Annotated in this window: 26 protein-coding genes and 1 tRNA gene; 17 read left to right on the top strand and 10 right to left on the bottom strand. The window is 64.1% G+C overall.

Going from position 1 to position 22,397, the window contains the following annotated elements; translation table 11 throughout:
- The first annotated feature begins 13 nt into the window (after window positions 1-13).
- Together AC6LJ2_RS01295 and AC6LJ2_RS01300 are read left to right on the top strand one after the other, a co-directional pair.
- Window positions 14-238 (top strand): FixH family protein, encoded by a 225-nt coding sequence (locus tag AC6LJ2_RS01295; RefSeq protein WP_263912304.1) that lies wholly within the window; start codon window positions 14-16, stop codon window positions 236-238.
- 19 nt (window positions 239-257) lie between these two features.
- Entirely contained in the window at window positions 258-494 is a 237-nt protein-coding gene (locus AC6LJ2_RS01300; RefSeq protein ID WP_025137817.1) for a hypothetical protein, read from the top strand.
- A gap of 55 nt (window positions 495-549) precedes the next feature.
- Here AC6LJ2_RS01300 and AC6LJ2_RS01305 read toward each other — a convergent pair whose 3' ends face one another.
- A complete protein-coding gene (locus AC6LJ2_RS01305; protein WP_498150571.1) occupies window positions 550-1,476 on the bottom strand; it encodes a LysR family transcriptional regulator in 927 nt (308 codons plus the stop codon).
- A gap of 120 nt (window positions 1,477-1,596) precedes the next feature.
- Here AC6LJ2_RS01305 and AC6LJ2_RS01310 point away from each other — a divergent pair, with 120 nt between their 5' ends.
- From AC6LJ2_RS01310 to AC6LJ2_RS01325, 4 genes are read left to right on the top strand one after another with little or no spacing between them, the layout of a single operon-like run.
- Window positions 1,597-2,571: a tripartite tricarboxylate transporter substrate-binding protein gene (locus AC6LJ2_RS01310; RefSeq protein WP_263912301.1), complete on the top strand. Its 975-nt coding sequence runs from the start codon at window positions 1,597-1,599 to the stop codon at window positions 2,569-2,571.
- Window positions 2,572-2,579: 8 nt separating this feature from the next.
- Entirely contained in the window at window positions 2,580-3,614 is a 1,035-nt protein-coding gene (locus AC6LJ2_RS01315) for a 4-hydroxythreonine-4-phosphate dehydrogenase PdxA (protein ID WP_263912299.1), read from the top strand.
- A gap of 57 nt (window positions 3,615-3,671) precedes the next feature.
- The gene (locus AC6LJ2_RS01320; RefSeq protein ID WP_263912297.1) at window positions 3,672-4,844 is read left to right on the top strand and encodes an L-rhamnonate dehydratase; all 1,173 of its coding nucleotides are present in this window, start codon (window positions 3,672-3,674) and stop codon (window positions 4,842-4,844) included.
- Window positions 4,845-4,849: 5 nt separating this feature from the next.
- Window positions 4,850-5,812 (top strand): dihydrodipicolinate synthase family protein, encoded by a 963-nt coding sequence (locus tag AC6LJ2_RS01325; RefSeq protein WP_445657160.1) that lies wholly within the window; start codon window positions 4,850-4,852, stop codon window positions 5,810-5,812.
- 39 nt (window positions 5,813-5,851) lie between these two features.
- Here the strand turns inward: AC6LJ2_RS01325 and AC6LJ2_RS01330 are convergent, their stop codons facing one another.
- Both AC6LJ2_RS01330 and amaB read right to left on the bottom strand, forming a co-directional pair.
- On the bottom strand, window positions 5,852-7,135 hold the full coding sequence (locus AC6LJ2_RS01330) for a phospholipase A (protein WP_498150572.1): 1,284 nt from the start codon (window positions 7,133-7,135) through the stop codon (window positions 5,852-5,854).
- A 165-nt stretch (window positions 7,136-7,300) separates the two neighbouring features.
- Complete coding sequence (gene amaB / locus AC6LJ2_RS01335) at window positions 7,301-8,803, bottom strand: L-piperidine-6-carboxylate dehydrogenase (RefSeq protein WP_263912294.1); 1,503 nt, start codon at window positions 8,801-8,803, stop codon at window positions 7,301-7,303.
- Window positions 8,804-8,928: 125 nt separating this feature from the next.
- On the opposite strand from amaB, the gene AC6LJ2_RS01340 reads away from it, so the two are divergent.
- The 8 genes from AC6LJ2_RS01340 (at window position 8,929) to AC6LJ2_RS01375 (ending at window position 14,686) form a co-directional block, all read left to right on the top strand.
- Complete coding sequence (locus AC6LJ2_RS01340) at window positions 8,929-9,684, top strand: amino acid ABC transporter ATP-binding protein (protein ID WP_263912292.1); 756 nt, start codon at window positions 8,929-8,931, stop codon at window positions 9,682-9,684.
- A gap of 174 nt (window positions 9,685-9,858) precedes the next feature.
- The gene (locus AC6LJ2_RS01345; protein WP_025137807.1) at window positions 9,859-10,650 is read left to right on the top strand and encodes an ABC transporter substrate-binding protein; all 792 of its coding nucleotides are present in this window, start codon (window positions 9,859-9,861) and stop codon (window positions 10,648-10,650) included.
- Window positions 10,651-10,732: 82 nt separating this feature from the next.
- Window positions 10,733-11,425 carry an amino acid ABC transporter permease gene (locus tag AC6LJ2_RS01350; protein ID WP_263912289.1) on the top strand — a complete coding sequence of 231 codons (693 nt, stop codon included), beginning with the start codon at window positions 10,733-10,735 and terminating at the stop codon, window positions 11,423-11,425.
- 2 nt (window positions 11,426-11,427) lie between these two features.
- Window positions 11,428-12,117: an amino acid ABC transporter permease gene (locus AC6LJ2_RS01355; RefSeq protein WP_263912288.1), complete on the top strand. Its 690-nt coding sequence runs from the start codon at window positions 11,428-11,430 to the stop codon at window positions 12,115-12,117.
- Between the two features lie 9 nt (window positions 12,118-12,126).
- Window positions 12,127-13,419 (top strand): FAD-dependent oxidoreductase, encoded by a 1,293-nt coding sequence (locus AC6LJ2_RS01360; protein WP_263912286.1) that lies wholly within the window; start codon window positions 12,127-12,129, stop codon window positions 13,417-13,419.
- Between the two features lie 12 nt (window positions 13,420-13,431).
- Window positions 13,432-14,016, top strand: a complete 585-nt coding sequence (locus AC6LJ2_RS01365; protein WP_025137803.1) for a helix-turn-helix domain-containing protein — start codon at window positions 13,432-13,434, stop codon at window positions 14,014-14,016.
- Window positions 14,017-14,120: 104 nt separating this feature from the next.
- Window positions 14,121-14,510, top strand: coding sequence for a hypothetical protein (locus tag AC6LJ2_RS01370; RefSeq protein WP_263912285.1), 390 nt, complete (start codon window positions 14,121-14,123; stop codon window positions 14,508-14,510).
- A gap of 99 nt (window positions 14,511-14,609) precedes the next feature.
- Window positions 14,610-14,686 (top strand) — tRNA-Arg (locus AC6LJ2_RS01375).
- 85 nt (window positions 14,687-14,771) lie between these two features.
- On the opposite strand, the gene AC6LJ2_RS01380 is transcribed toward AC6LJ2_RS01375, so the two are convergent.
- From AC6LJ2_RS01380 to AC6LJ2_RS01400, 5 genes are all read right to left on the bottom strand, one after another.
- Entirely contained in the window at window positions 14,772-15,791 is a 1,020-nt protein-coding gene (locus AC6LJ2_RS01380; protein ID WP_498150573.1) for a site-specific integrase, read from the bottom strand.
- Between the two features lie 25 nt (window positions 15,792-15,816).
- Complete coding sequence (locus tag AC6LJ2_RS01385) at window positions 15,817-16,164, bottom strand: DUF4224 domain-containing protein (RefSeq protein WP_498150574.1); 348 nt, start codon at window positions 16,162-16,164, stop codon at window positions 15,817-15,819.
- A gap of 103 nt (window positions 16,165-16,267) precedes the next feature.
- Window positions 16,268-16,993, bottom strand: coding sequence for a hypothetical protein (locus AC6LJ2_RS01390; RefSeq protein WP_498150575.1), 726 nt, complete (start codon window positions 16,991-16,993; stop codon window positions 16,268-16,270).
- Window positions 16,994-18,156: 1,163 nt separating this feature from the next.
- On the bottom strand, window positions 18,157-18,588 hold the full coding sequence (locus AC6LJ2_RS01395; RefSeq protein WP_498150576.1) for a hypothetical protein: 432 nt from the start codon (window positions 18,586-18,588) through the stop codon (window positions 18,157-18,159).
- Window positions 18,585-19,580: a hypothetical protein gene (locus AC6LJ2_RS01400; RefSeq protein WP_498150577.1), complete on the bottom strand. Its 996-nt coding sequence runs from the start codon at window positions 19,578-19,580 to the stop codon at window positions 18,585-18,587. Before AC6LJ2_RS01400 ends, AC6LJ2_RS01395 begins: the two co-directional genes overlap by 4 nt.
- On the opposite strand from AC6LJ2_RS01400, the gene AC6LJ2_RS01405 reads away from it, so the two are divergent.
- Window positions 19,579-20,292 (top strand): hypothetical protein, encoded by a 714-nt coding sequence (locus tag AC6LJ2_RS01405; RefSeq protein ID WP_498150578.1) that lies wholly within the window; start codon window positions 19,579-19,581, stop codon window positions 20,290-20,292. The two genes, AC6LJ2_RS01400 and AC6LJ2_RS01405, sit on opposite strands and share 2 nt — an antisense overlap.
- Window positions 20,293-20,331: 39 nt before the next feature.
- Here AC6LJ2_RS01405 and AC6LJ2_RS01410 read toward each other — a convergent pair whose 3' ends face one another.
- Together AC6LJ2_RS01410 and AC6LJ2_RS01415 are read right to left on the bottom strand one after the other, a co-directional pair.
- Entirely contained in the window at window positions 20,332-20,565 is a 234-nt protein-coding gene (locus AC6LJ2_RS01410) for a hypothetical protein (protein WP_498150579.1), read from the bottom strand.
- Window positions 20,562-20,690: a hypothetical protein gene (locus AC6LJ2_RS01415; RefSeq protein WP_498150580.1), complete on the bottom strand. Its 129-nt coding sequence runs from the start codon at window positions 20,688-20,690 to the stop codon at window positions 20,562-20,564. The genes AC6LJ2_RS01410 and AC6LJ2_RS01415 overlap by 4 nt, the downstream gene beginning before the upstream one ends.
- Before the next feature lie 319 nt (window positions 20,691-21,009).
- On the opposite strand from AC6LJ2_RS01415, the gene AC6LJ2_RS01420 reads away from it, so the two are divergent.
- Entirely contained in the window at window positions 21,010-21,633 is a 624-nt protein-coding gene (locus tag AC6LJ2_RS01420) for a hypothetical protein (protein ID WP_498150581.1), read from the top strand.
- Between the two features lie 319 nt (window positions 21,634-21,952).
- A complete protein-coding gene (locus AC6LJ2_RS01425) occupies window positions 21,953-22,354 on the top strand; it encodes an SMI1/KNR4 family protein (RefSeq protein ID WP_498150582.1) in 402 nt (133 codons plus the stop codon).
- The last annotated feature ends 43 nt before the right edge of the window (window positions 22,355-22,397 follow it).

Genomic DNA, 22,397 nt, shown 5'->3' on the forward strand with positions numbered 1-22,397 from the left:
AAGGATGCCCACGATGAATACTGCCCATGTTGCCGCGCCGTTGACGGTCAAGCCCTGGTACCGGGAACCCTGGCCCTGGTTCCTGATGGCGGGGCCCTTCCTGGCGGTGGTGGGGTGTGCGATCACGATCTATTTCGCCTACACGCAGTTCGGCAATCAGCCGATCGTGGAAGGGGTGGTCAAGCGAGGGCTGGTGATCGAGCCGGCCGATCCGGCCGCGACGCCCGCGGCGCGTTGATGAATTCGGGAGGCACGCCATGGGGTTGAAGTCACTGATGTGGATACTGTGGCCGTCGTTCCTGGCGGCAGCGGTGGGCAGCGCGGTGGTGTTTGCCTTGATCGACCCGCTGGATGTGGCGGTGATGGGATACGTGCCGTCGGGTCGGGTGGGGTTCTATACGGTGTCGTTCTTCTTGCTTTGGGCGATGGCGGGAGCGTCCAGCGCGTTGACGGCGTATTTGATGCCTCGGGTGGAAGAGGACGAGGATCTGTAGGGGGCGTGGTGGGCGGCTTCGTCGGTTGCCAAGGCGCACAGACGAAATCACCGCGCTACGCCGCCCCGTGCAGCAATTGCACGAAGTGCGTGGCCGCCGTGCTCAAGGGCCGGTCCTTGGGAACAATGCTGCCAAATGCCGCCAGCGATTGCTGAATCTGATACGGAATGATCGCCAGCAGGCCATGGCGCGCGTAGCGGCTGGCGACGGATTCGGGGATGACGCCGAGCATGTCGGATTTGATGGCCAGGTTCGTGGTGGTCAGGATCGAGGCGGACTCGATCAAGCCTTTGGGCAGGGTGGCGTTGTGGCTGCGAAATTCCTGTTCCATCACGTCGCGCATGGGGCTGCCGTGCGGTTGCAGAATCCAGGGGTAGGCCTGCAGGGCGTCGAAGGTCACGCGTTTGCGGCGGGCCAGCGGGTGGTCGGTGGCGGCGATTACGCACAGGGCTTCGTCGCCGATGGGGCGAAAGACGTAGTGGCGGTCCGATAGCGTCAGCATCCGCCCGATGGCGACGTCGAGCTTGCCTTCGTTCAGGCGCTGGATCAGCAGGTCGCTGGTGCCGGTGGAGATTTCCACGGCCAGCAGGGGGTAGGTCTGTTTCAGGCGCAGCAGGGCGTCGGTCAGGTGGCCGGGCGAGGCGGCCATGATGCTGCCGATGAACAGCTTGCCGGCGCTGCCCAGGCGCAATTCTTCCAGTTCGCGGGCCAGGGACGACACCGTGCCCCGCATGCCGCGAAAGTAACCCATCACGCAATCACCGGCGGCCGTCAGGGCCAGGCCGCGGCCGACGCGTTCGAACAGCGGTTGGCCGATAGCCAGTTCCAGCTCGTGCAGCATTTTGCTGGCGGCGGACTGGGTCATGTTGAGCTGGGTGGCGGCGGCGCGCAGGGTGCCGCGTTCTTCAATGGCCAGCAGCAGCACGATCTGCCGCATGCGCAAGCGGGCCAGCAGGGCGGGGACGTTGGGAACGCGTTCCATGATTGATCGCCTGGGGTGAACGGTTGGTGCAAAAGTTTCATTTTACGGAAACAGCGCTTGTTTCTAAGATGCACCCATAACAAAGCCCGTCACGGGCGATAAACCCCCAAGGAGACAACCATGAAGATTCGGCTATGCGCCGCCCTGGCGGCCGGTGCCTTGTGCCTGTCCGCCGCAATGCCCACATACGCCCAGAGCGCCGACTGGCCGACGCGGCCGCTGCGCCTGCTGGTGGGCTCTGCGCCTGGCGGCGGCACCGATGCGATGGCCCGTGCAGTGGCGGACAAGCTGGGGCCGATGCTCAAGCAGACGGTGGTGGTCGAGAACAAGCCGGGCGCATCCAATACGCTGGCGGCGGACCTGGCCGCCAAGTCCGCCGACAACCACACGATGGTGATGGGCGTGTCGACGGCGCACGCGATTGCGCCGCACTTGCTCAAGCTGGGCTACGACAACGACCGCGACCTGACGCCGGTGGTGTTCGTGGGCGCGGTGCCCAACATCCTGGTGGTGAACAACGCGGTGCCGGCGCAGTCGGTGCAGGAACTGATCGCGCTGCTCAAGCGCAAGCCAGGCGAATACAACTTTGCCAGCAGCGGTTCGGGCAGCACGCAGCACATCGCCGCGGAACTGTTCAAGGACGCGACGGGCGTGCAGATGACGCACATTCCGTATCGCGGCAGCGGCCCTGCCATGGTGGACCTGATGGGCGGCCAGGTGCAGATTGCGTTCGAAACGGCGTCGTCGGTGATTCCGCACGTCAAGAGCGGCAAGGTGCGCGCGCTGGCGGTGCTGAGCGCCAAGCGCAATCCGCAGTTGCCGGACGTGCCGACGATGGCCGAGGCGGGTGTGCCCGGCGTCGAAATGAGCGCCTGGTACGGCATCTACATGCCCAGCGCGACGCCCGCCGCCGTGCAGCAGCGAGTGCACGACGCCGTCAACCGCATCCTGGCGTTGCCCGACACGCAGGCCCGCCTGCAGGCGATCGGCGCCGATATCAACCCGATGAGTCAGGCGCAGTTCGCGCAGTTCCACCAGGCCGAGAACCAGCGCTACGCCGGCATCATCAAGAAGAACCATATTTCCGTGGAATGAGCCGCAGCATGAATCCCGATATCAAACCCGTCATCGCCCTGACGCTGGGCGACCCCGCCGGCATCGGCCCCGAACTGATTGCGCGCCTGTTGGCGCGGCCCGAGGCGACGCAGCAGGCCAACATCGTGCTGGTGGGTGACGAATGGCTGTGGCGCGAAGGCCAGCGCGTGGCGGGCGTGCAGGTGGCCACGCAGGCGGTGGACAGCATCGAGGCGGTGCGCGCGCGGCCGGACACCGCCGCGCCCGCCTGGCTGGCGATGGACACGGTGCGCCAGCAGGACGTGACGGTCGGCCAGGCCCAGGCGGCCGGCGGGGCATCGGTACTGCGCGTGCTGAACGCCTGCATGGATGCGGCGCGCGACGGCCACATCGACGCCATCTGCTTTGCGCCGCTGAACAAATTTGCGATGAAGCAGGGCGGCCTGCGCCACGATGACGAGCTGCACCACTTTGCGCAGTACCTGGGCGTGACGGGCTATTTCTGCGAATTCAATACCCTGGGCGATCTGTGGACGTCGCGTGTGTCCTCGCACATTCCGCTCAAGGATGCGGCAGCGGCCCTGAGCATCGACGGCATCAAGGCCGCGACCCGGTTGATCTATCAGTCGTTGCAGGCCAATGGCGTGGCCGAGCCGCGCGTGGCGGTGGCGGCGTTCAACCCGCATGGCGGCGATGGCGGCACGTGCGGGCGCGAAGAGGTGGACATCATTGCGCCCGCGGTGCGCCAGCTTAACGAGGAAGGGCTGCCGGTGCAGGGGCCGTTTCCGGCGGACACGATCTTCCTGAAGGCGCAGGCCGGGCAGTTCCAGGCCATTGTCACGATGTACCACGACCAGGGCCAGATCGCGATCAAGCTGCTGGGCTTCTCGCGCGGGGTGACGGTGCAGGGCGGCTTGCCCATTCCGATCACCACGCCGGCCCACGGCACGGCCTATGACATCGCGGGCCAGGGACGCGCCCATGTCGACGCCACCTGGCAGGCGTTCTGCATTGCCTGCCGCATGGGCCTGTCGCATCGCGCCACGCGCGCCGCCGCGGCCTGAATCCGCCCTTCGTTTCCCGTTTCCCGACTCGTTCGACCCTTTACGCAGGAACCCCACATGAAGATCAAATCCGTCCGCGCACGCGTCTACGAATGGACCGGCAAGACCGTGCCGCCGCAAGGCAACTTCTGCTCCAACGCCATGGATCTGCTGTACTCGCCGCAGGAAACCATGAGCACCTTCCGCTTTCATGGCTGGACGGTGGTCGAGATCGAAACGGACGACGGTATCGTCGGACTGGGCAACGTGGCGCTGGCGCCGCGCATTGCCAAGGCCATCATCGACCAGTACCTGGCGCCGCTGGTGGTGGGCCATGATCCCTGGGACTACGAATACCTGTGGCAGCGCATGTACCGCGCCACCCACGCCTGGGGCCGCAAGGGCGTGACGATGGCGGCGATCTCGGGCGTGGACCTGGCGATCTGGGACATCCTGGGCAAATCGGTGAACAAGCCGGTCTTCAAGCTGCTGGGCGGACGCACCAAAGAGAAGATTCCGGTCTACTACTCCAAGCTGTACCGCGGCGACCTGAAGGCGATGCAGGAAGAGGCGCAGACCTATCTGGACCAAGGTTTCAAGGCGTTCAAGATGCGCTTTGGCTACGGCCCGGCGCACTTGCAGCACGGCGTGTCCGAAAACCTGAAATCGGTCGAGGCGGTGCGCGAGGTGATCGGCTACGACACCGACCTGATGCTGGAATGCTATATGGGCTGGAACCTCGAATACGCCAAGCGCATGCTGCCCAAGCTGGAAAAGTTCGAACCGCGCTGGCTGGAAGAACCGGTGATTGCCGATGACATCGACGGCTACGCCGAGCTGAACCAGCTGACGTCCATTCCCATCTCGGGCGGCGAGCACGAGTTTTCGTTGTACGGCTTCAAGCAGCTGCTGGACCGCAAGGCCGTGTCGGTGGTGCAGTACGACACCAACCGGGTGGGCGGCATCACCGCGGCGCACAAGATCAATGCGCTGTGCGAGGCCTACAGCGTGCCGGTGATTCCGCACGCCGGCCAGATGCACAACTACCACCTGACGATGAGCACGCTGGCCTCGCCCATGAGCGAGTACTTCCCCATGTTCGATGTGGAAGTGGGCAATGAATTGTTCTACTACCTCTTCGACGGCGAGCCGGTGGCCCGCGAAGGCTTCATCGACCTGGACGACAACAAGCCGGGCCTGGGCTTGACGCTCAAGACCGACTACCTGAAAGACTTCAACATCATCGAGTGAACGCCATGACGACGACAATGACGGCGGCTTCGATACCCGCAACCGCAGGCCGGGCGCCGCGCTATCGCGGCATCTTCCCGGTGGTGCCCACCATCTTCACCGAATCCGGCGAACTGGACCTGCCCGGCCAGAAACGCGCGGTGGACTTCATGATCGATTCGGGCGTGGATGGCCTGTGCATCCTGGCCAACTTTTCCGAGCAGTTCTCGCTGTCGGATGACGAGCGCGAGACGCTGACGCGCACGCTGCTGGAGCATGTGGCCGGGCGCGTGCCGGTCATCGTGACGACCACGCACTACGGCACCCGCGTCTGCGCGGCGCGCAGCCGCCGCGCGCAGGAACAGGGCGCGGCCATGGTGATGATCATGCCGCCGTATCACGGCGCCACGATCCGCGTGTCCGACGAGCAGGTGGTGGGATTCTTCCAGCAGGTGTCGGACGCGCTGGACATTCCCATCATGATCCAGGATGCGCCGGTCAGCGGCACGCCGTTGCCGGCGGCGCTGCTGGCCCGCATGGCGCGCGAGATCGAACAGGTGTCGTACTTCAAGATCGAAACCGCCGGCGCGGCCAGCAAGCTGAGCGACCTGATCGCGCTGGGCGGCGCGGCGGTGGAAGGGCCATGGGACGGCGAAGAGGCCATCACGCTGCTGCCCGATCTGGATGCGGGCGCGACGGGCTCGATGACCGGCGGCGGCTTTGCCGACGGCATTCGCCCGATCATCCAGGCCCACCGCGATGGCCGCGCCGACGAGGCTTACCGCCTGTACGAGCGCTGGCTGCCGTTGATCAATTACGAAAATCGCCAGGGCGGCATCCTGACCGCCAAGGCGTTGATGCACGCCGGGGGCATCATCGCCTGCGACGCGCCGCGCCATCCGTTTGCGGCCATGCGGCCGCAAGTGCGGCAGGGCCTGCTGGACGTGGCGCGGCGGCTGGACCCGCTGGTGCTGCGCTGGGGGCGCTAGGGCGCCTGGCCAGCGCCAGCGCCTGCGCCCGCCTCGGGACTACGGCACCAGCGACAGGCCGATGCGGAATTGCGATTCGTTGCGTTGGTTGTAGCCCAGCAGCGTTTCGCCGTAGCCGTTGAAGTATTGCAGGTGCAGGTAGCCGTTCATGTTCAGCCAGGTGCGCTGCAGCGGCCAGGCGAAATCCAGCTGGGTGGTGCGGCGGCGCTGGTCGCCCTGGCGGTACATGGCCGATACCACCGCGCCATTGTCCTGCGCCCAGCGCAGGTTCCAGTCGACGCGGCCGGCGTAGTCGGCGTAGTCCCTGTTTTCGCTGGCCACGCCGAAGTAGGCCTTGACCTTGGGCGCGAACGTCAGCGTGCTGCCGCCGTCGAAGCGGTAGTTGAACTGGGGCTGCAGGTAGGCGTCGTTGACCGAACGCGAATCGTCACCGGCCTTGCCGTTGGAGTTGTGTTCGACGCCGGTGTTCAGCCCCAGGCGCCAGGCCTGGTTTTCCGACTGCCACATGTTGTCCGACAGCCAGAACAGGCTGGGGTTGAAGGTGGTGTCGATGAAGGGCATGGAATCGCCCTGCAGGTCCCAAAGCGAGGTCTGGGTGTAGCCCAGGTAGAAGTTCTCGCCCCAGGTGGCCGGGCGGTTGCCCGACGGGCTGAACAACCGGTACTTGGCGCTGATCTGGAAGCGCGCGGTGGTCTGGCCGCGGGTGCCGATGTCGAAGTACACCGGCTTGTATTCCGAGATCGCGCTGCGGAAATGGTCGAACGCCGATTGCTGGTAGTTCGAGACGGCAACGGTGTCTGGCGCCGGGCCGCCTTCGGGCGATGCGCCGGCCGCGGCCACGACGGCCGGCGGCACAGGCTGGCCGGTGCGCGCGTCGACCACGGGGCCGGGGGCGGGCGTGCTGGCCAGGGTGCCGCTGTCGCGGCCGGTGGCGTCCAGCGCCATCATGGCCGGCTGGCCTTCGATGGCAATGGCCTGCAGGCCGCGGGCGGTGGCGGGCACGACCGCGCTCCACGACATGCGGGCGAAATTGTTGACCGGCACGCTGTAGTTGGCCTTGCCGCCTTGCAGCTTGGCCAGGCTGCGCACGATCTGGCCGTCCTGGCTGCGCCATTGCAGCACCAGTTCGGGCGGCGCCTCCCAGGTGGCGCGCGCGTTGCCTTCATTGAAATACACCGCTTCGATGGTGACGGTGTCGCCGGGCGCAGCGGACGGCCGGTCCAGGCGGTACGACACGCCGGCGACGGCGGTGCCGGCCAGACCCAGCGCCAGGGCGGCAGTCAGGATGCGCAGGGAAGGGGCGAAGCGTCGGCGTGTCGTCATGGGAGGCGGGTTCGATTTGTGACGAAGAAATGTAGCATCGACCCGGGCAACATTTTGTAAGTCAGGCTAATCGTATGTAGGAGGTGCAACATAACCCACGTCAAAAGGCCCCGTGGCATTGTCGACAATGACAATGCCACGGGGCCTGGCCCCTTGCGTGCGGGCTTACTCGCCGAACTTGATGCCCTGGGCCAGCGGCAGGTTGCGCGAGTAGTTGATGGTGTTGGTGGCGCGGCGCATGTAGTTGCGCCAGGCGTCCGAGCCCGACTCGCGGCCGCCGCCGGTTTCCTTTTCACCGCCGAATGCGCCGCCGATCTCGGCGCCCGACGTGCCGATGTTGACGTTGGCGATGCCGCAGTCCGACCCCGATGCCGACAGGAAGGTCTCGGCTTCGCGCAGGTCGTTGGTGAAGATGGCCGACGACAGGCCCTGCGGCACGCCGTTCTGCAGCGCCAGCGCCTGGTTGAAGTCGGTGTAGCGCATCACGTACAGGATAGGGGCGAAGGTCTCGTGGCAGACCACGTCGGTCTGGCCCGGCATTTCGGCGATGGCGGGGCGCACGTACCAGGCGTCCGGGTACTGGTCGGCCAGCACGCGTTCGCCGCCCGTGACCTTGCCGCCCTGTTCGGCCGCGGCCTTGAGCGAGGCCTGCATGGCGTCGAACGAGGCCTGGTCGATCAGCGGACCCACCAGGTTCTTGCCGTCCAGCGGGTTGCCGATAGGTGCGCTGGCGTACGCCTTGTGCAGGCGTTGCAAGAGATCATTGGCGACGCTTTCGTGCACGATCAGGCGGCGGGTGGTGGTGCAGCGCTGGCCGGCGGTGCCGATGGCGCCGAACACGATGCCGCGGGCGGCCATGTCCAGGTCGGCGGTGGGGCCGACGATGATGGCGTTGTTGCCGCCCAGTTCCAGCAGCACGCGGCCAAAGCGCTGCGCCACGCGCGGACCGACCTGGCGGCCCATGCGGGTCGAGCCGGTGGCCGACACCAGCGCCACGGCGTGCGAGTCGACCAGCGCTTCGCCGACCTCGCGGCCGCCGATCAGTACTTCCGACAGGCCGGCGGGTGCGTCGCCGAAGCGTTGCGCGGCCTGGGCGAACAAGGCCTGGCAGGCCAGCGCCGTCAGGGGCGTCTTTTCAGACGGCTTCCAGACCACGGCATTGCCGCAGACCAGCGCCAGCGCGGCGTTCCACGACCACACGGCCACGGGGAAGTTGAAGGCGCTGATGACGCCCACCACGCCCAGCGGATGCCAGGTTTCCATCATGCGGTGGCCGGGGCGTTCGGACGCGATGGTCAGGCCATAGAGCTGGCGTGACAGGCCGACGGCGAAGTCGCAGATGTCGATCATTTCCTGGACCTCGCCTTCGCCTTCGGCCAGGATCTTGCCGGCTTCCAGGCTGACCAGCTGGCCCAGTTCGCGCTTGTGCTGGCGCAGCGTCTCGCCCAGCAGGCGCAGCAGCTCCCCCCGACGCGGCGCGGGCACGTCGCGCCAGGCCAGGCTGGCCTGGCGGGCGCGGGTGATGGCCGCGTGCGCCTGCGCCACGGTGTGCTCGTGCACCCGGGCCAGTTCGGCGCCGTCGATCGGGCTGCGGGCGACCAGCGTGCCGCCGGTCAGGGCGTCAGGGTTCAAGCCGAGCGCGCGCAGGATGTCTTGGGGAGTGTCCATACCGGTTCCTTGGAGATTGCCTGCGAAGGAATGCCTTCGCTTAAGGGTTATGCCTAAGTGGCGATTCTGGAAATAAATTTACTATACGAAACTCCAGCGCGAAATGCGAAACCTTTTTGAAGGCGATGCTCGTGTCAGAACCTTTGCTGCAAGTGCAGGGGGTCACCAAGACCTACCAGCGCGACGGCCAGCCGGACCACCTGGCGCTGGCGGGCATCGATTGCCAGCTGAACCGCGGCGAAGTGCTGGTGGTGGTGGGGCCGTCGGGCTCGGGCAAGAGCACGTTCCTGCGCACCCTGAACGGGCTGGAACGCATCGACAGCGGCACCATCCGGGTCGACGGCGTGTCGCTGACCGACCCGGCCACCGACGTCAACCGCTGGCGCACCAACGTGGGCATGGTGTTCCAGCACTTCAACCTGTTCCAGCACCGCACCGCGCTGGACAACGTGGCGCTGCCGCAGCGCGTGGTGCGCGGCCGCGACCGCGCGCAGGCCGAAGGCTATGCCCGTGAATTGCTCGACCGCGTCGGCATGGGCGAATACGGCGCCCGCTACCCCAGCCAGTTGTCCGGCGGCCAGCAGCAGCGCGTGGCGATCGCCCGTGCCCTGGCCATGGACCCCAAGCTGATGCTGTTCGACGAGGCCACCTCGGCGCTCGACCCCGAGACCGTCGGCGGCATTCTCGAACTGATGCGGGCGCTGGCGCGCGACGGCATGACCATGGCCGTCGTCACCCACGAAATGGGCTTTGCCCGCGACGTGGGTGACCGCGCCCTTTTCATGGACGCCGGCCGCATCATCGAATCCGGCACCCCCGACGACGTTTTCTGCCACCCCAAAGAACCGCGTACCCGCGCCTTCCTGGAAAAGATCCTGTAGTTCCCGCAGTACGCATCAAGCAGTACGCAGCACAGGCAGCAACCAGGCCCCGGCAGCGCTTCTGGCGCGGGCGCCTGGTGGTATCCAGGGCCGGCCCGGCCTCTCCGGGCGCCGCCGGCATCAGGCATTTGCCCGGAACGACACACGTCCATTCTTATCTTGAAGGGGAAGCAAATGCTGAAAATCAAACAATGGCTGGGAGCCGCGGGCCTTGCCGTGGCGGCCGCTTCGGTGGCGCTGCCCGCGCAGGCCGACGAGCTGGGAGACATCATCAAGCGCGGCGAACTGCGGGTGGCGGTGCAGACCTCGGGGCCGCTCATGAGCTTCATGGACAAGAGCGGCAAGCGCACCGGCCTGGCCGTGGAAGTGGCCCAGCGCATGGCCGATGACCTGGGCGTGAAGCTGGTGCTGCAAGACTACGAATGGAAGGGCCTGATTCCGGCACTGCTGTCGGGCAAGGCCGACATGGTGGCCGCCGACATGACGCCCACGCCGCAGCGCGCGGCCCAGGTGCTGTTCTCGGCGCCCATGTTCTACGCCGACACCGTCGCCGTGGTGCCCAAGGATTCGCCCTACAAGTCGTACAGCGAGCTGGACAAGGCCGGCGTGACCGTAGGCGTGCTGGGTGCCAGCACCTACGCCGAAGTCGGCAAGAAGATGCTGCCCAAGGCCACGCTCAAGGAATTCTCGGGCGGCAGCGCTCCGGTCGGCCAGGCCCTGTCCAGCGGCCGTCTCGATGCCGGCATCATGTCGCTGTCCACCGCCAATCAGTTCCTGGTCGACTTCGGCAACCTGCGGGTGCTGGACGGCATCATGGTGCGCGAGCCGCTGGCCTTCGCCGTGGGACCCAACGCCTTTCGCCTGAAGTTCTGGCTCGACAACTGGCAGACGCTCAAGACCGCCGACAACACGCTGCCCGAGCAGGTCAAGTACTGGTATTCGACCGACTGGAAGAAAGAGCACTGATCCGCATCCGCCGACAGGCGGCCGCCGCGCCGGGCCTGCGGGCCTGGCGCCAGGTTCTCCCCGAGTTGACAGGCTATCGCTCATGGATTGGTTGATCGACTACTACAACTGGCGCATCGTCAGCCAGTACACGGGCCAGTTCGCCACGGGCCTGGCCAACACCCTGATCGCGGCGGGCGCCAGCCTGGTGCTGTCGGTGCTGGCCGGCATTCCGCTGGCGCTGGCGCACATGTCGCCGCGCGCCGCGGTCTGGCGGCCGGTGGCCGGCTATGTGCAGTTCATCCGCTCGACCCCGCTGCTGGTGCAGATCTACCTGGTGTATTACGCCGTGCCCATGCTGATCCCCGGCGCCAAGGGCTGGAGCGAAATGGTGCTGGGCATTCTCGCCATGACGCTGCACCATGCCGCCTACATGAGCGAAATCATCCGCGTCGGCATCGAGTCCGTGCCACGCGGCCAGATCGAAGGGGCCAAGGCCTGCGGCATGAACTATCGCCAGCGGCTGCGCTACGTGGTGCTGCCGCAGGCCTTCGTCAACACGCTGCCGCCGCTGCTGGGGCAGACGGCCGTGCTCATCAAGGACACCTCGCTCCTGTCGCTGATCACCGTGTTCGAACTGGTGGCCGCGGGCGTGCAGATGAACAGCGACCGCATCGTGCCCAACGAAAGTTTCCTCACCATCGCTGCCGGCTATCTACTGATCTACGGCGTGATGCTGCTGTTGTCGCGGGGCGTGAGCCTCTGGCTGGCGGGTCCCGCCTGGAACGCGAGGTAAGCATGCTGGATTCCTACCTGTCCACCGCCGGCGTCGTCCTGCCGTTCCTGCTCAAGGGCTTCTGGGAGACGCTGAAGATCTCGTTCGTGGCGATCATCGCCGGCTCGCTGCTGGGTTTCGTCATCGGCGTGATCCGCAGCTACCGCATCCGCGGCGTGCATCAGGTGCTGGGGCTGTACATCCACGTGCTGCGCGGCACGCCGTTCCTGGTGCAGCTCTATATCTTCTATTTCGTGCTGCCCAGTTCCGGCATCGAACTGCTGCATTGGGATTCCGGCACGGCGGCCTTCGTGTCGCTGTCGGTCTACACCTCGTGCTACGTGGCCGAGATCGTCATGGGCGCCATCCAGTCTGTGCCGCGTGGCCAGACCGAAGGCGCCATGACGCTGGGCCTGCGCCCCTTGCAGATCCTGCGGCTGGTGGTGCTGCCGCAGGCCATGCGCCTGATCGTGCAGCCCATGAGTGGCGTCTACGTGATGCTGATCAAAAGCACCGCCATCCTGTCGGTCGTCGGCATCACCGAACTGACCCGCCAGGGCGAAGTGTTCATCATCACCTTTCCGGCGAAATCGCTGTTCATCTACGGCATGATCGCCGCCATCTATTTCATCTACTGCTACCCGCTGCTGCGCCTGGCCAACTGGCTGGAAAAACGCCTGACCGGCGGGCTGCAGGGCGCCGGACTGCATTGACCCCAGACCATGGCCACCGAGTACATCGACACCTACTACAAGCGCACGCTGGGCGATGCGCAAACTTGCTACGCGCCGTTGGCCGGCACGGTCGACGCCGACATCTGCGTGGTCGGCGGCGGGCTGGCCGGCCTGTCCACGGCGCTGGAACTGGCGCGTCGCGGCCGCGGCGTGACCCTGCTGGAGGGCCGCCGCATCGCCTGGGGGGCCTCGGGCCGCAACGGCGGCTCGGTCTCGCCGGCGTTCTCGGCCGGTGCCGACGCCATCCGCAAGCATGTCGACGAAGATCACTACCGCCAGCTGTACCGGCTGTCCATGGAAGGCGTCGAGATCATCCGCAACAACATTCGCGACCTGCACATCACCGACGCCCACAAGGTCGACGGCAGGTTGCGCGTGGTGCGCTACGAGGCCACCGACGCGTTGCGGCGCTACTGCGAAGACCAGTGGCGCGACTTCGGCCGCGACGTGCGCCTGTTGTCGCGCGCCGAGGTGCGCGAACGGCTGGTGTCCGATGCCTATTTCCAGGGCATCGAAGATCCGGCGTCGTTTCACTTCCATCCGCTGAACTACGCCCGCGCCCTGGCCCGCGAATGCGTGCGGCTGGGCGTGACGATCCATGAAGATTCGCCCGTGACCCAGGCCCGGCTCGACGGCGCGGTCAAGCAACTGGACACCGCCGCCGGCCAGGTGAATGCGCGCACCGTGGTGCTGGCCACCGGCGGCTACACCGGCGATGCCGTGCCGGCGCTGCGCCGGGCCATGCTGCCGATTGCCACGTACATCATGCTGACCGAGCCCCTGGGCGACCGGGTGCACGAGGCCATCCGTACCCCGGCCGCCATCGGCGACGACCGCCGTGCCGGCAACTATTACCGCGTGCTCGATGGCGGGCGCATCGGCTGGGGCAGTAGAATCACCACCCGTGTCGATGATCCGCCCGATCTGGCCGAGTCCCTGCGCCGCGAACTGCTCTCCGTCTACCCCCAATTGCAGGGGCTGCGGGTCGAGACCGCGTGGTCCGGGCGCATGGCCTACGCGCGGCATCTGATGCCGCAGATCGGCAAGCTGGCCCCCGAGGTCTGGTATTGCACGGCCTTCGGCGGACACGGCATGAACACCACCTCCATCGGCGGGCGGGTCGTGGCCGAGGGGATCACCGGCGACAGCCAGCGCTACCAGCTGTTCGCCCCGTTCGGGCTGGCCTGGAACGGCGGCGCCTTCGGCACGGCGGCGGTGCAACTCACATATTGGTCTTACCAGGCGCGCGATTGGTGGCGGGAGCGGCAGTCGCGTGCATGACAGGGTGTACAGATGCAAGGCAACAAACAGAGCGTGTTGGCACAACGGCTGCGAGCCCTGCGCCAGGCGCGGGATTGGACGCTGAAGCAGGCGGCGCAAGCCACCGGCGTGTCCGCGTCCACGCTCTCGAAAATCGAGAACAGCCTGCTGTCGCCCACCTATGACAACCTGATCAAGATCGCCGCCGGGCTGGACCTGGACGTGGCCGAACTGTTCACCGCGTCCGACGCCCACATGGGCACCGGCCGCCGCAGCCTCTCGCGCCAGGGCGAAGGCCGCCAGTACGAAACCCCGTACTACGACCACCGCCTGCTCTGCACCGCGCTGTCGCACAAGCGCATGATGCCGTTCCACACCCGGGTCAAGGCCCGCAAGTTCGACGAATTCCAGGACTGGAGCCGCCATCACGGCGAAGAATTCGTCTACGTGCTGGAAGGCGAGGTCGAGCTCTACACCGAATTCTACGAACCGGCCCGCCTGAAGGCCGGCGAAAGCTTCTACATCGACAGCCGCATGGGCCACCGGGTCATCAGCCTGAGCAAGAAAGACGCCCTGGTGCTGTGGGTGTCCACGCACGCGGATATTGGCGAGGAATAGGGGCGGCGCACTTTCAGAATATTCCAATGGCTGGCCCCCCCCGGCCGGCCTATGCTGCCTTTCGATTTGTCCCGGCCTCGGGGCAAGATAGAAAGGAATTCTCGATGAAGTTCAATGCCAAACCGGATGACAGGCCACCGGTTGCCGCGGAAACGCTGAAGCTCTGCTATCGCATGACGCGCAGACTCTTGCTGATGTTTTTGCTTATTCTCGTGGTGATATTCGGCGTTCTTTACGCCACGCGCTTCGCCCCGCTGCCAGCGCTGTTCTCTTACCAATGGCTGCCAGGGCTGGATGTGGGCGGCACCTTGCTCGGGGCTGCGGTGTTGGGGGTGATCCTGTACGGGAAATGGTATGCCCGGCGGGTGGGCAATTTGCTGGGCGAGCCGTACGTAAGCATGACGATGGCCGTCTACCATATTGGCATGGCTGCGCTACGCTCTGGCTACCGCGGGGGCCTGATCACCCCGCTGCGCAAACGCCGGGCGCGATAGCCCGGGGCGGCATTTCCCGCATGGCTGCAGCGATCCGCCCACGGCAGGCCCCGCAACAGGGTAAAATGCGGCGCTCTTCGGAGATCATCACCACGCCGCGCGGCAGTAGCTCAGCTGGATAGAGCACGGGCCTTCTAAGCCCGGGGTCGGGGGTTCGAGCCCCTCCTGCCGCGCCATCAAACCCAATGAATTCAACGGTTTACGACGCTTTCCAACTCGCTGGCATGGTAATTATTAGAATAAATTCGCCAGCGTTAGAATTTACTCGGTCGCAGTGGCCCGCTTGACGCGGCGCCGATCGTAGTGGCGATGAGTAGTCGCAGGGTTCGCGTGAGCCGCGAAATCGTAGGCGTCAGCATCGCGTTTTGCCAGCTTTGAAGTGATAGCCGCGGGGCGGATATCCTGAAGGTTGAAATACATCTTGTGGCTGGTCAGGGTCTTTTCCGTTACCGCAGGGTCGATCTGTTTTATCCAGGCCAGCATTGCGTCCTTCCAGCTGGATGCCCAACCCCAACGAGTGTAGCTATCGGTCCTTTTGGTGGGTGCAAAGAGATAGGGGCTGTCTGTGTCCGTGCGGTCCAAGGAGCGCAGCACGACGCAGTGCAAGCGCTTCGACCATAAGCGCTCCTTCTCAATGACAGCTTCGCCCTGCTTGCGCTTCGTAGCGAGAACGCGCACGGCATCCTTGTGCAGCCCTGATTTTAGGAATGGGCGTGCCTCTGATGAGCGAAAGCCAGTTAGGTAGGTGAACATGCCGGCGCAGCCCATCGTCCGGTAGTTCTGCCGCCGTTTGAGGCTCCAAAGATAGAAACGCAGGATCAGACGGCGTGGCACTGCCTTGCTCTCCGTGGTGCTGCGGTTCTTCATCATGTTGATGAAGGGGTTGGCGGCGAGCAGACCCCAGCGAACACCGTAATGGCAGATGACGGAAAGCTGGCTGATTTCCTTGTTGGCTTTGATGGGGGCGCCGCTGGCAGCGCGATCTTCAAGGTACTGATATCCGTGCTGGGTGGTTAGCTGCGACGGTGCCATTTTTCCGAAGAACTTGCTGAGGTTCGTGTACATCGCTTTCCGTGTAGCGCGCCCCTCCTTGGACTGATCCGCGTAGTATTCCGGATCGATGGTGAGTTCAAATCGCTCGATCATTTCTGCAACCGAGCCGGCTACGACAACCCCTTGCTGAATTTCCACGGCTTCGCGCGTGGCCTTGCGCTCAGCGGTAAAGCGGGCCTCGCTGTTGCCGACCTCACTTGACGCGAGGGTTTGGGAACGTCCATCCAAGTGCTTGTATATCCAGCTTATACGCTTAGTGCCTACGCGCTTGTACAGCCTTGGAATTCCGGTCTTTTCCCATGTTGGCGAAGGCTTCGCGGTTCGGGGCCGACGAGAGCCGGGCTTTTTGGTGGCCATCTGATATCCCTAGTTTCCTGTCGCGGTACGCGCGCAAGACGCGCGGCACGCCGTTCTTTCCGAGAACGTAGGCCCAGCCATTCCGGTTGAGCCATCGTTCCATCATTCTTCGCTGGTTGGGCTTGCATTCAACGAGCGCAGCCAGTTCGGACGCTGATAGGTATTCGTCCATTCGAACCTCCACAGCAATGCCGGCGGGAGGCTGGGTGTTCAGGGTTGGTTGATGGTTGGGGCGGATTGTCATGGCCTAGCCCCTGGCGTACGCCGGATGCGGTGGGGCGAAAAGGCCAGGCCGACAACCGCGCCAATTGCGATGGCCGCTGGCAGGGCCAGAAGGTAGAGGGCTGTCATTGGGGTTCCTTTGCGGGATGCAAGGCGCACGGGCGCAGGGAGCCGTCACCAGAGGGGCAGGAGCAAACCGGCGCGGCCTGGTCTGCCTTCCATTGTCTGTAGCGTTCCAAACTGCCTTTGACGGTTGCTGGCGGGGGCGTAACGCCCTGGTGCTCGTCCAGCCAGGCCTGCACCTCGCCACCCGACCACATCTTGCGCAGGTGGGCGGGAAACAAGATGCGCGCCGCCTCGCTGGCCTGGGGCGCGGCATAGAGCATGTTTGAGCCAGGACGCAAGGGCGTGTCGTGCGGCAATACGGCCTCTAGCCAGTACGCCCCATGCTTTCGATACATGTGGGCTTCTATCGCCACCGCCTCCCCGGCTACAGGGGCGCTATGCTGCCTCGGCTTCGAACTATCGGGGGGCATGGCTCGGTCGAACTGAGCGGCGTGCCACACCGCTTGCCAAACGTTGTAGGTCAACCCATCGGTGGCGAACGGACGCAAATCGCTGTCGTAGTAGGCGCGGCAACGCTTTTCGCTGTCGTATGACTCGGCTACCGGGGTGCTTGCCAGGGCGGCGCGGGCGTAGTCGCGCATCATCCCGTGAATCTTGTCCAGATTCTTGAGCTGTAGATAGCTCGTCGGGATATGGGGCAGCGGCGGCAGCGCCCGCTCATCGGCTACAGGTTCACAGTGAGTGGTGGCCGAGTGAGGATTCGTGAGCCTCAATGCAGGTTTCATTTTGTAGTATCTCCGCTGAAAGAATAATGAAAGGTGGAGAAATGTCGTTGTGCGGGGATTGCCGGGGGATCGTTCAGCACAAGCGGGGCGCCGAGGGGCACGTCCGGCTGATATTCCTGGGCCATGTCCGCAGCCTCGCCACCGCCCGAAGAGGCGTGACACACGAGGCGTTTGTCTGCTCAGTGTGTGGCGCGGAATGGGACTACTTCCACGACAAGCGAGACGAGGCGGTGGGCTGGTCGCTCTCCTAGGCCCTGTGCGGCGTTGTTCTGGTTGGTCATGGCGGTACTCCGAATGTGGTGAGGTACGATGACTTCGTACTTAGGGAGGCCAAAAAATGCCAGAGATCATTGATGGGTTCACGGTGTGGAGATCGTCGGCGGAAGTGGGCGAAGGGAAGTTCTATCCGTGCATTGATGCGGAAATTACCCTTCCGGACGGAAGGACACTGCGAGGCTTTCGACACATTCACTCGGAAGGTGAGTTTCTGACTCGCGAGGCTGCGGAACGCGCTGCTGCGCGTGTCGAGGTGCGCGGGATTGTCCACAACGGTAGAACTGTCATCATTCAGGTCGATGCGATATAGCGAGTTCCCTCCCTTTGCTCGTGCGCTGTTTTACTGGGAGGGGGCGGTGTGGTTCTGGGTGGTTGCAGACCCGCCTGGCGAGGTGAGGTACGATCGCTTGCCGATCTCATCGCAGGGAGAAACATGAACGTTTGTGATAATTGCAAATCCTTGGACGGGCAGTCTTCTGACGTTCCAGCTCATGAAGATTTGCGTTTCATGTCGGCCATGGGATTTGGGGTTCCCGGCAATATGACTGAGTCTAGTAAGACGTACCGCTGCGAACGGTGCGATGCTTGGGTCAGCCGGCATGGGGATGCCGGGGAGACTCCCAATAAATGGGAGGTTCGGATACCCAGTGGCAATTGGTACGAGAATGGGTATCAAGTAATAGTTGACGTAGGCCTCGAAGACGGCGCCGAGCTTTTCAACGGTTGGTACCAGATTTATTCAGGCGGGGCGGGGGAATCACAAGGAAAAATCATCGTCCCTATGACTCGCGCCCCAGGGGCCTACCCCACTCAGTATCAGGCCTGGAGCGCCGCGGTAACCCTCGGGCAGTTGGCAGCCCAGGCACTCCCAAAACGGTGAGCACCGATTAGCCAATTTTGCATGGCTGCTCTCCTTTGCCCGGTAGGGCAGCAGGGCGGACCCAGACGCATACCGGTCCCCAATCTTCGGTGTCATGGATGGACAGGACAAACCAGCCTTCGCCTTCGGGGCGGGGCGGTTCCCAGGCGCTGATGTTCGAGTCCGGATCATCGCCCCAGTATTTGATGCAGGCGGGGTGGTCTTCGGCTTCGCTTTCCAGATAGACGATTTGGTATTCCAGCTGTTGGGCTTTGAACCACACGGCGGCCTCGGCGTCCTGGCCTTCTTCGAAGTCAGGGTGCGCCGGATGGGTCCAATAGCCGTCGCTGTCGCGTTCCACGGGGGCGGCCTGGATGAGAGGGGCGGGCACGTTCAGGGCGGCGCCGAGGAGGTTCCCGAGTGCGGCGTCAGGGCTGGTCTTGGGGGCGGCTGTGTTCATTGGGCGATTTCCTCTTCGGGTATCGAGGCCTGGCCGGCAGCTGCTGCGGCCTCGGCGGCGCGGCGTTGCTTCTCGGCTTGCTTGGTCCGGATGGCTTCGACGGCGCTGTGTGCCTGGAACAGATCGACCAGGGCGGCGGCGGGGATGGTGATGGTTTCGTCTGCAACGCGGCCTTCCTTGATATCGAGGAGGGTTGCGCGCTGGTTGGCGTCCAGACGTTGGATGAAGGCGTCCACGCCGCTGATGAGCGGGGAGACGACTTTGCGGGGCAGGGCGCGGCCGTGGATGGTGCTGGGCGTCACCTTGGACTTGCCGGCTGCCCTGGCTTTGTCCAGCTGGCCCAGCAGGAAGGGGCCAGCGTTTTCGCCGTGCTTTGTGATTGCGTCGATAGCCGTGGACGCCTTGGCGGCACCGGATCGCACCAGGGCGTGTACGTCGCTGTTGGCATGGGCCAGAGAGAGCATCTTGGCGACCCACTGCGGCGACACGTTGTCGAGGCGGGCGATGCGGTCGTTGTCCCACCTGAAGCTCTCCAGCTTGGCGTAACCGAAAGCGACTTCCAGTGGGCGAAGGTGCCGGCCCTTGGCGCTGCTGATGATGCGGGCGGTTCGGTCGGCATCGTTGCCCACGAAGGCGACCGCATCGACCCAGACGATTCCATCCTCATCCTGGAGCGGCGCCCCGGCGGCGATGGCGCGCCCGATTTGTTCGTGCCGGCGGTGGCCGTCAACAAGCCAGACGCCAGCCTCGGCCCGCGGTCGAACTTCAAGCGGCGGGAGTTTGCCGCCGGCCATGATGTGTTCAAACAGCGCCTGGTCGTCGGCCAGCGCGTTGTCGAGTTCTTCACCTTCCAGCAGTTCGAGCGGGGTGCGCAGGTTGAAGTCGGGTTCGACGTAGATGTCTTCATAGCGCACCTGCATTGCGTGGGCGCGCTTGATTTCTTTGGACAGGATCTTTTGGCGGAACGACACAGGGGCCGTGGATTCGGTCATGGCTGACACTCCGGTAGGGGGTGGGATACGATGCCGCTACGACAATCCGTATAAGGGCAACAGGATGGAAAAAGAGGCTCAGCTGTCCTGTGGGACGGCGGTACTGCTAATTGGCTGCGTCGTGGTGATTGCTGTTCTGGCACTCAACAAAGCCCAACTGGCCGATTGGGCCGCTTGGGTGCAGGCTCTTGGGTCCATAGGCGCCATTTGGTGGGCGTACCGGGCGGGGGAATTACAGTTCCGCCGAGAGCACGAACGGCGGCTAGAGGATGAAGCGCGGGCGGCCCGGGTCGCTGAACAGGAGCGGCGTGAACAGTTAGAAGTGCTTCGCGCGGTCGCAGTAGACAGCTTGGAGGCGCTTATCGAATTTCAGAACTACGCAGAAGTCCTGGGCGCAGGAAAGTTCAACCTGGCAACGGGCCGATTACAGGATGCCCAATACGCGTTACGAGGACTGATGGTCCGTCCGTTGCCTCAAGGAACGGTGACGCCGTTGCTAGACCTCCAGCGTGCTGTGAGCCGCACTTTGCGCGATGGGGAGTTCTATTACGGCAAGATCGTCGCTCTTGATGCTACGACTCTCGACATCTTGTATGGACGTTGCGTAAGAGCGGAGAAAGATGCAAACAAGCTTCCCGAGTTCGCCGCTGAATGGCGTGTGCGTCAAGCTGAAAGCATGATTCCTTCTGCACTCATCCCGCGGCCCGGATAAGTGTGATATTTCGCCGGGGCAGACACGGACCGTTGCGTCTTACAAGACCAGATGCAGCAGCCAGTTCAGGACATCCCAGCCCCAAATGAAGAAGGCGGCGAATACGGTTCCCAGCGGCCATGCCTGCCAGGGGATGTCGGAGTCCTTGCCCCAGTTGCCGGTGCCTGCGTGGCTGCGCGGTGCAATCATGTCGCCCAGCTTGCGGGCTGCCTTGGCGATGATGCGCAAGGGGCGGATGCGCGTTGGGGGCGCGCTTGCGCTGACGGTGTTCATTTGGTGGCGCTCCAGGGATCGGCCGCGGCATGGCGGCGTGTGAAGTGGTCGCCGAGGGGCGCCAGCACCAGCCGCGCGAAGGCGAGCAGGCCCAGGCCCCAGGCGAGGGTTTCAGTCAAGGTCATGGGGATTTGCGCGGATGCGCGGTGGTGAGGCTTCGGAGAGCAGGTCGGAAGGCCCGATCAGTTCACTTCCAGGATGAAAGTCACTTTTTGCGCCGGTGACGAAGCGGCGCCGGCCCGCTCTCCGAAGCCGCCCCGGCGTGCGGGGCATGGCTTTCGGTTCTACTTGCTGACGTCGCGCCCGAAGTTGGCAACGTCGATCAGTTCTTCGATGAAGCGTATGAGTGCTGCGAGCATGCAGTGTCTCCTGTGCTGAGAGTGGGGAGAATAATGTTCGGTCTGGGGTAAAGTTCGGCTTTCTTCTTGTTTAGGACGTGAGCAGATGACAAACAGACGAGTCCTTAAGGAGGCAGCGTTCCAGGCTTGGAGGACCACTATCGAGGCTGGATACAGCAAGCGTCGAATCAACACAGAAGGTGATCTACAGGCCTTCTTTTGGCAGAACCTGCGCGATAAGGTCGGCGAACACAGCCGCACGATCTTTGTTCAGCCGCGGATCAAACTTCCCGGCGATGGAGTCAACGGCAAGAAGACCGTGGTGCCAGACATTGTTGTCTGCAATTCTCGATCGATCATTGGTGTTGTCGAACTAAAGTATGGCCCGCGGGGCAGGCCGAACATCAAGAAAGACCTCGATTCATTGCAGGTTTTGGCCCAGTTGAAACTGGGAAGCGATGTTGAAATCAAGAACGAGCGCTTCTTGGGCAAAGGACCTGCGGTTCGAACTCAATACAGCTTGGCACGGGATGTGCTTTGGGTATGGGCGGGTGTGTATTGCGGAGACTCAGGCAGTTACTTGCCGGAAGACGGGACGAAGAACTCGTTCATATGCGATGCTCGCGACGACGAGTTTCGACGTTCATTTATCGCACTTCACGCAGAAGCCTCAAAGGATGGCTCGGTCGCAGTGTTCGCCAAGTCTTGGGGCAAGGCGGCGCTACGGTAAGCGCTGACTCGCAGCGCTGGCCGAAACCCGCTTTTTAGCTGAATCGGCGTTTATGCCGGGATTGCGTTGCGCTGGTGAGGATGCGGCGCCGGCCCGCTCTCCGAAGCCGCCCCGATCTACGGGGCATGGCTTGCGGTGCTACTTGCTAACGTCGCGGCCGAAGTTGGCAACGTCGATCAGTTCTTCGATGAAGCGTATGAGTGCGGCGAGCATTTTTGGCTCCGTAGGGTAGTTGGGGGACTATGCGGGCATCGCTATACTGGCGCAGGCGCCTCTGGCATAGACGGCGCTGTACGATGGACCGCCGGTAAGGGTGACTATGTTTCCGTTGAGGGAAAGTGCTTGGTTTAAGGTCGGCGGGGCCTCCGAAGCGGCCATTTCTGCCCTCCAGCGGGCGGCGGGGGTGCCGCTGCCGGACGATTACATCGAGTTTTTGAGATATTCGAATGGCGGCGAGGGTAGCCTTCCGCAGCCATTTCACGGGCTTTGCGTGGACTCTGCAGAACAGGCGTCGGACCCGGAGCAACTGGCCATATCAGCAGACCTCTATCCGGGGTTTTTTGTCTTCGGCGGCGATGGTGGCAGCCAGCTTTTCGCGCTGGACATTCGCGAGTCTGCTCCGTTTCCTGTCGTGTCGTTCGATGGCGTAGATCCGGTTGGGAGCACCCAGCGCGTTGCAGATAGCTTTGCATCGCTGGTCGCGATGGTCGGTAAGTCTTGAATGGCAGTCAAAACTAGTGCTTCCGAAAAGCCGGCGAGTGCTA

It is taken from the genome of Achromobacter sp. 1014246743, assembly GCF_059760725.1.

Bases quoted from the DNA above. Each gene is read 5' to 3' on its own strand.
- AC6LJ2_RS01350 (WP_263912289.1), top strand. From the start codon at position 10,733: ATGGATTGGTTGATCGACTACTACAACTGGCGCATCGTCAGCCAGTAC.
- AC6LJ2_RS01340 (WP_263912292.1), top strand. From the start codon at position 8,929: ATGCTCGTGTCAGAACCTTTGCTGCAAGTGCAGGGGGTCACCAAGACC.
- AC6LJ2_RS01320 (WP_263912297.1), top strand. From the start codon at position 3,672: ATGAAGATCAAATCCGTCCGCGCACGCGTCTACGAATGGACCGGCAAG.
- AC6LJ2_RS01395 (WP_498150576.1), bottom strand. From the start codon at position 18,588: ATGAACACAGCCGCCCCCAAGACCAGCCCTGACGCCGCACTCGGGAAC.
- AC6LJ2_RS01365 (WP_025137803.1), top strand. From the start codon at position 13,432: ATGCAAGGCAACAAACAGAGCGTGTTGGCACAACGGCTGCGAGCCCTG.
- AC6LJ2_RS01325 (WP_445657160.1), top strand. From the start codon at position 4,850: ATGACGACGACAATGACGGCGGCTTCGATACCCGCAACCGCAGGCCGG.
- AC6LJ2_RS01330 (WP_498150572.1), bottom strand. From the start codon at position 7,135: ATGACGACACGCCGACGCTTCGCCCCTTCCCTGCGCATCCTGACTGCC.
- AC6LJ2_RS01355 (WP_263912288.1), top strand. From the start codon at position 11,428: ATGCTGGATTCCTACCTGTCCACCGCCGGCGTCGTCCTGCCGTTCCTG.
- AC6LJ2_RS01315 (WP_263912299.1), top strand. From the start codon at position 2,580: ATGAATCCCGATATCAAACCCGTCATCGCCCTGACGCTGGGCGACCCC.
- AC6LJ2_RS01415 (WP_498150580.1), bottom strand. From the start codon at position 20,690: ATGACCTTGACTGAAACCCTCGCCTGGGGCCTGGGCCTGCTCGCCTTC.
- AC6LJ2_RS01300 (WP_025137817.1), top strand. From the start codon at position 258: ATGGGGTTGAAGTCACTGATGTGGATACTGTGGCCGTCGTTCCTGGCG.
- AC6LJ2_RS01310 (WP_263912301.1), top strand. From the start codon at position 1,597: ATGAAGATTCGGCTATGCGCCGCCCTGGCGGCCGGTGCCTTGTGCCTG.
- AC6LJ2_RS01345 (WP_025137807.1), top strand. From the start codon at position 9,859: ATGCTGAAAATCAAACAATGGCTGGGAGCCGCGGGCCTTGCCGTGGCG.
- AC6LJ2_RS01420 (WP_498150581.1), top strand. From the start codon at position 21,010: ATGACAAACAGACGAGTCCTTAAGGAGGCAGCGTTCCAGGCTTGGAGG.
- AC6LJ2_RS01400 (WP_498150577.1), bottom strand. From the start codon at position 19,580: ATGACCGAATCCACGGCCCCTGTGTCGTTCCGCCAAAAGATCCTGTCC.
- AC6LJ2_RS01370 (WP_263912285.1), top strand. From the start codon at position 14,121: ATGAAGTTCAATGCCAAACCGGATGACAGGCCACCGGTTGCCGCGGAA.
- AC6LJ2_RS01305 (WP_498150571.1), bottom strand. From the start codon at position 1,476: ATGGAACGCGTTCCCAACGTCCCCGCCCTGCTGGCCCGCTTGCGCATG.
- AC6LJ2_RS01385 (WP_498150574.1), bottom strand. From the start codon at position 16,164: ATGACAATCCGCCCCAACCATCAACCAACCCTGAACACCCAGCCTCCC.
- AC6LJ2_RS01410 (WP_498150579.1), bottom strand. From the start codon at position 20,565: ATGAACACCGTCAGCGCAAGCGCGCCCCCAACGCGCATCCGCCCCTTG.
- AC6LJ2_RS01295 (WP_263912304.1), top strand. From the start codon at position 14: ATGAATACTGCCCATGTTGCCGCGCCGTTGACGGTCAAGCCCTGGTAC.
- AC6LJ2_RS01425 (WP_498150582.1), top strand. From the start codon at position 21,953: ATGTTTCCGTTGAGGGAAAGTGCTTGGTTTAAGGTCGGCGGGGCCTCC.
- AC6LJ2_RS01405 (WP_498150578.1), top strand. From the start codon at position 19,579: ATGGCTGACACTCCGGTAGGGGGTGGGATACGATGCCGCTACGACAAT.
- AC6LJ2_RS01360 (WP_263912286.1), top strand. From the start codon at position 12,127: ATGGCCACCGAGTACATCGACACCTACTACAAGCGCACGCTGGGCGAT.
- AC6LJ2_RS01390 (WP_498150575.1), bottom strand. From the start codon at position 16,993: ATGAAACCTGCATTGAGGCTCACGAATCCTCACTCGGCCACCACTCAC.
- amaB (WP_263912294.1), bottom strand. From the start codon at position 8,803: ATGGACACTCCCCAAGACATCCTGCGCGCGCTCGGCTTGAACCCTGAC.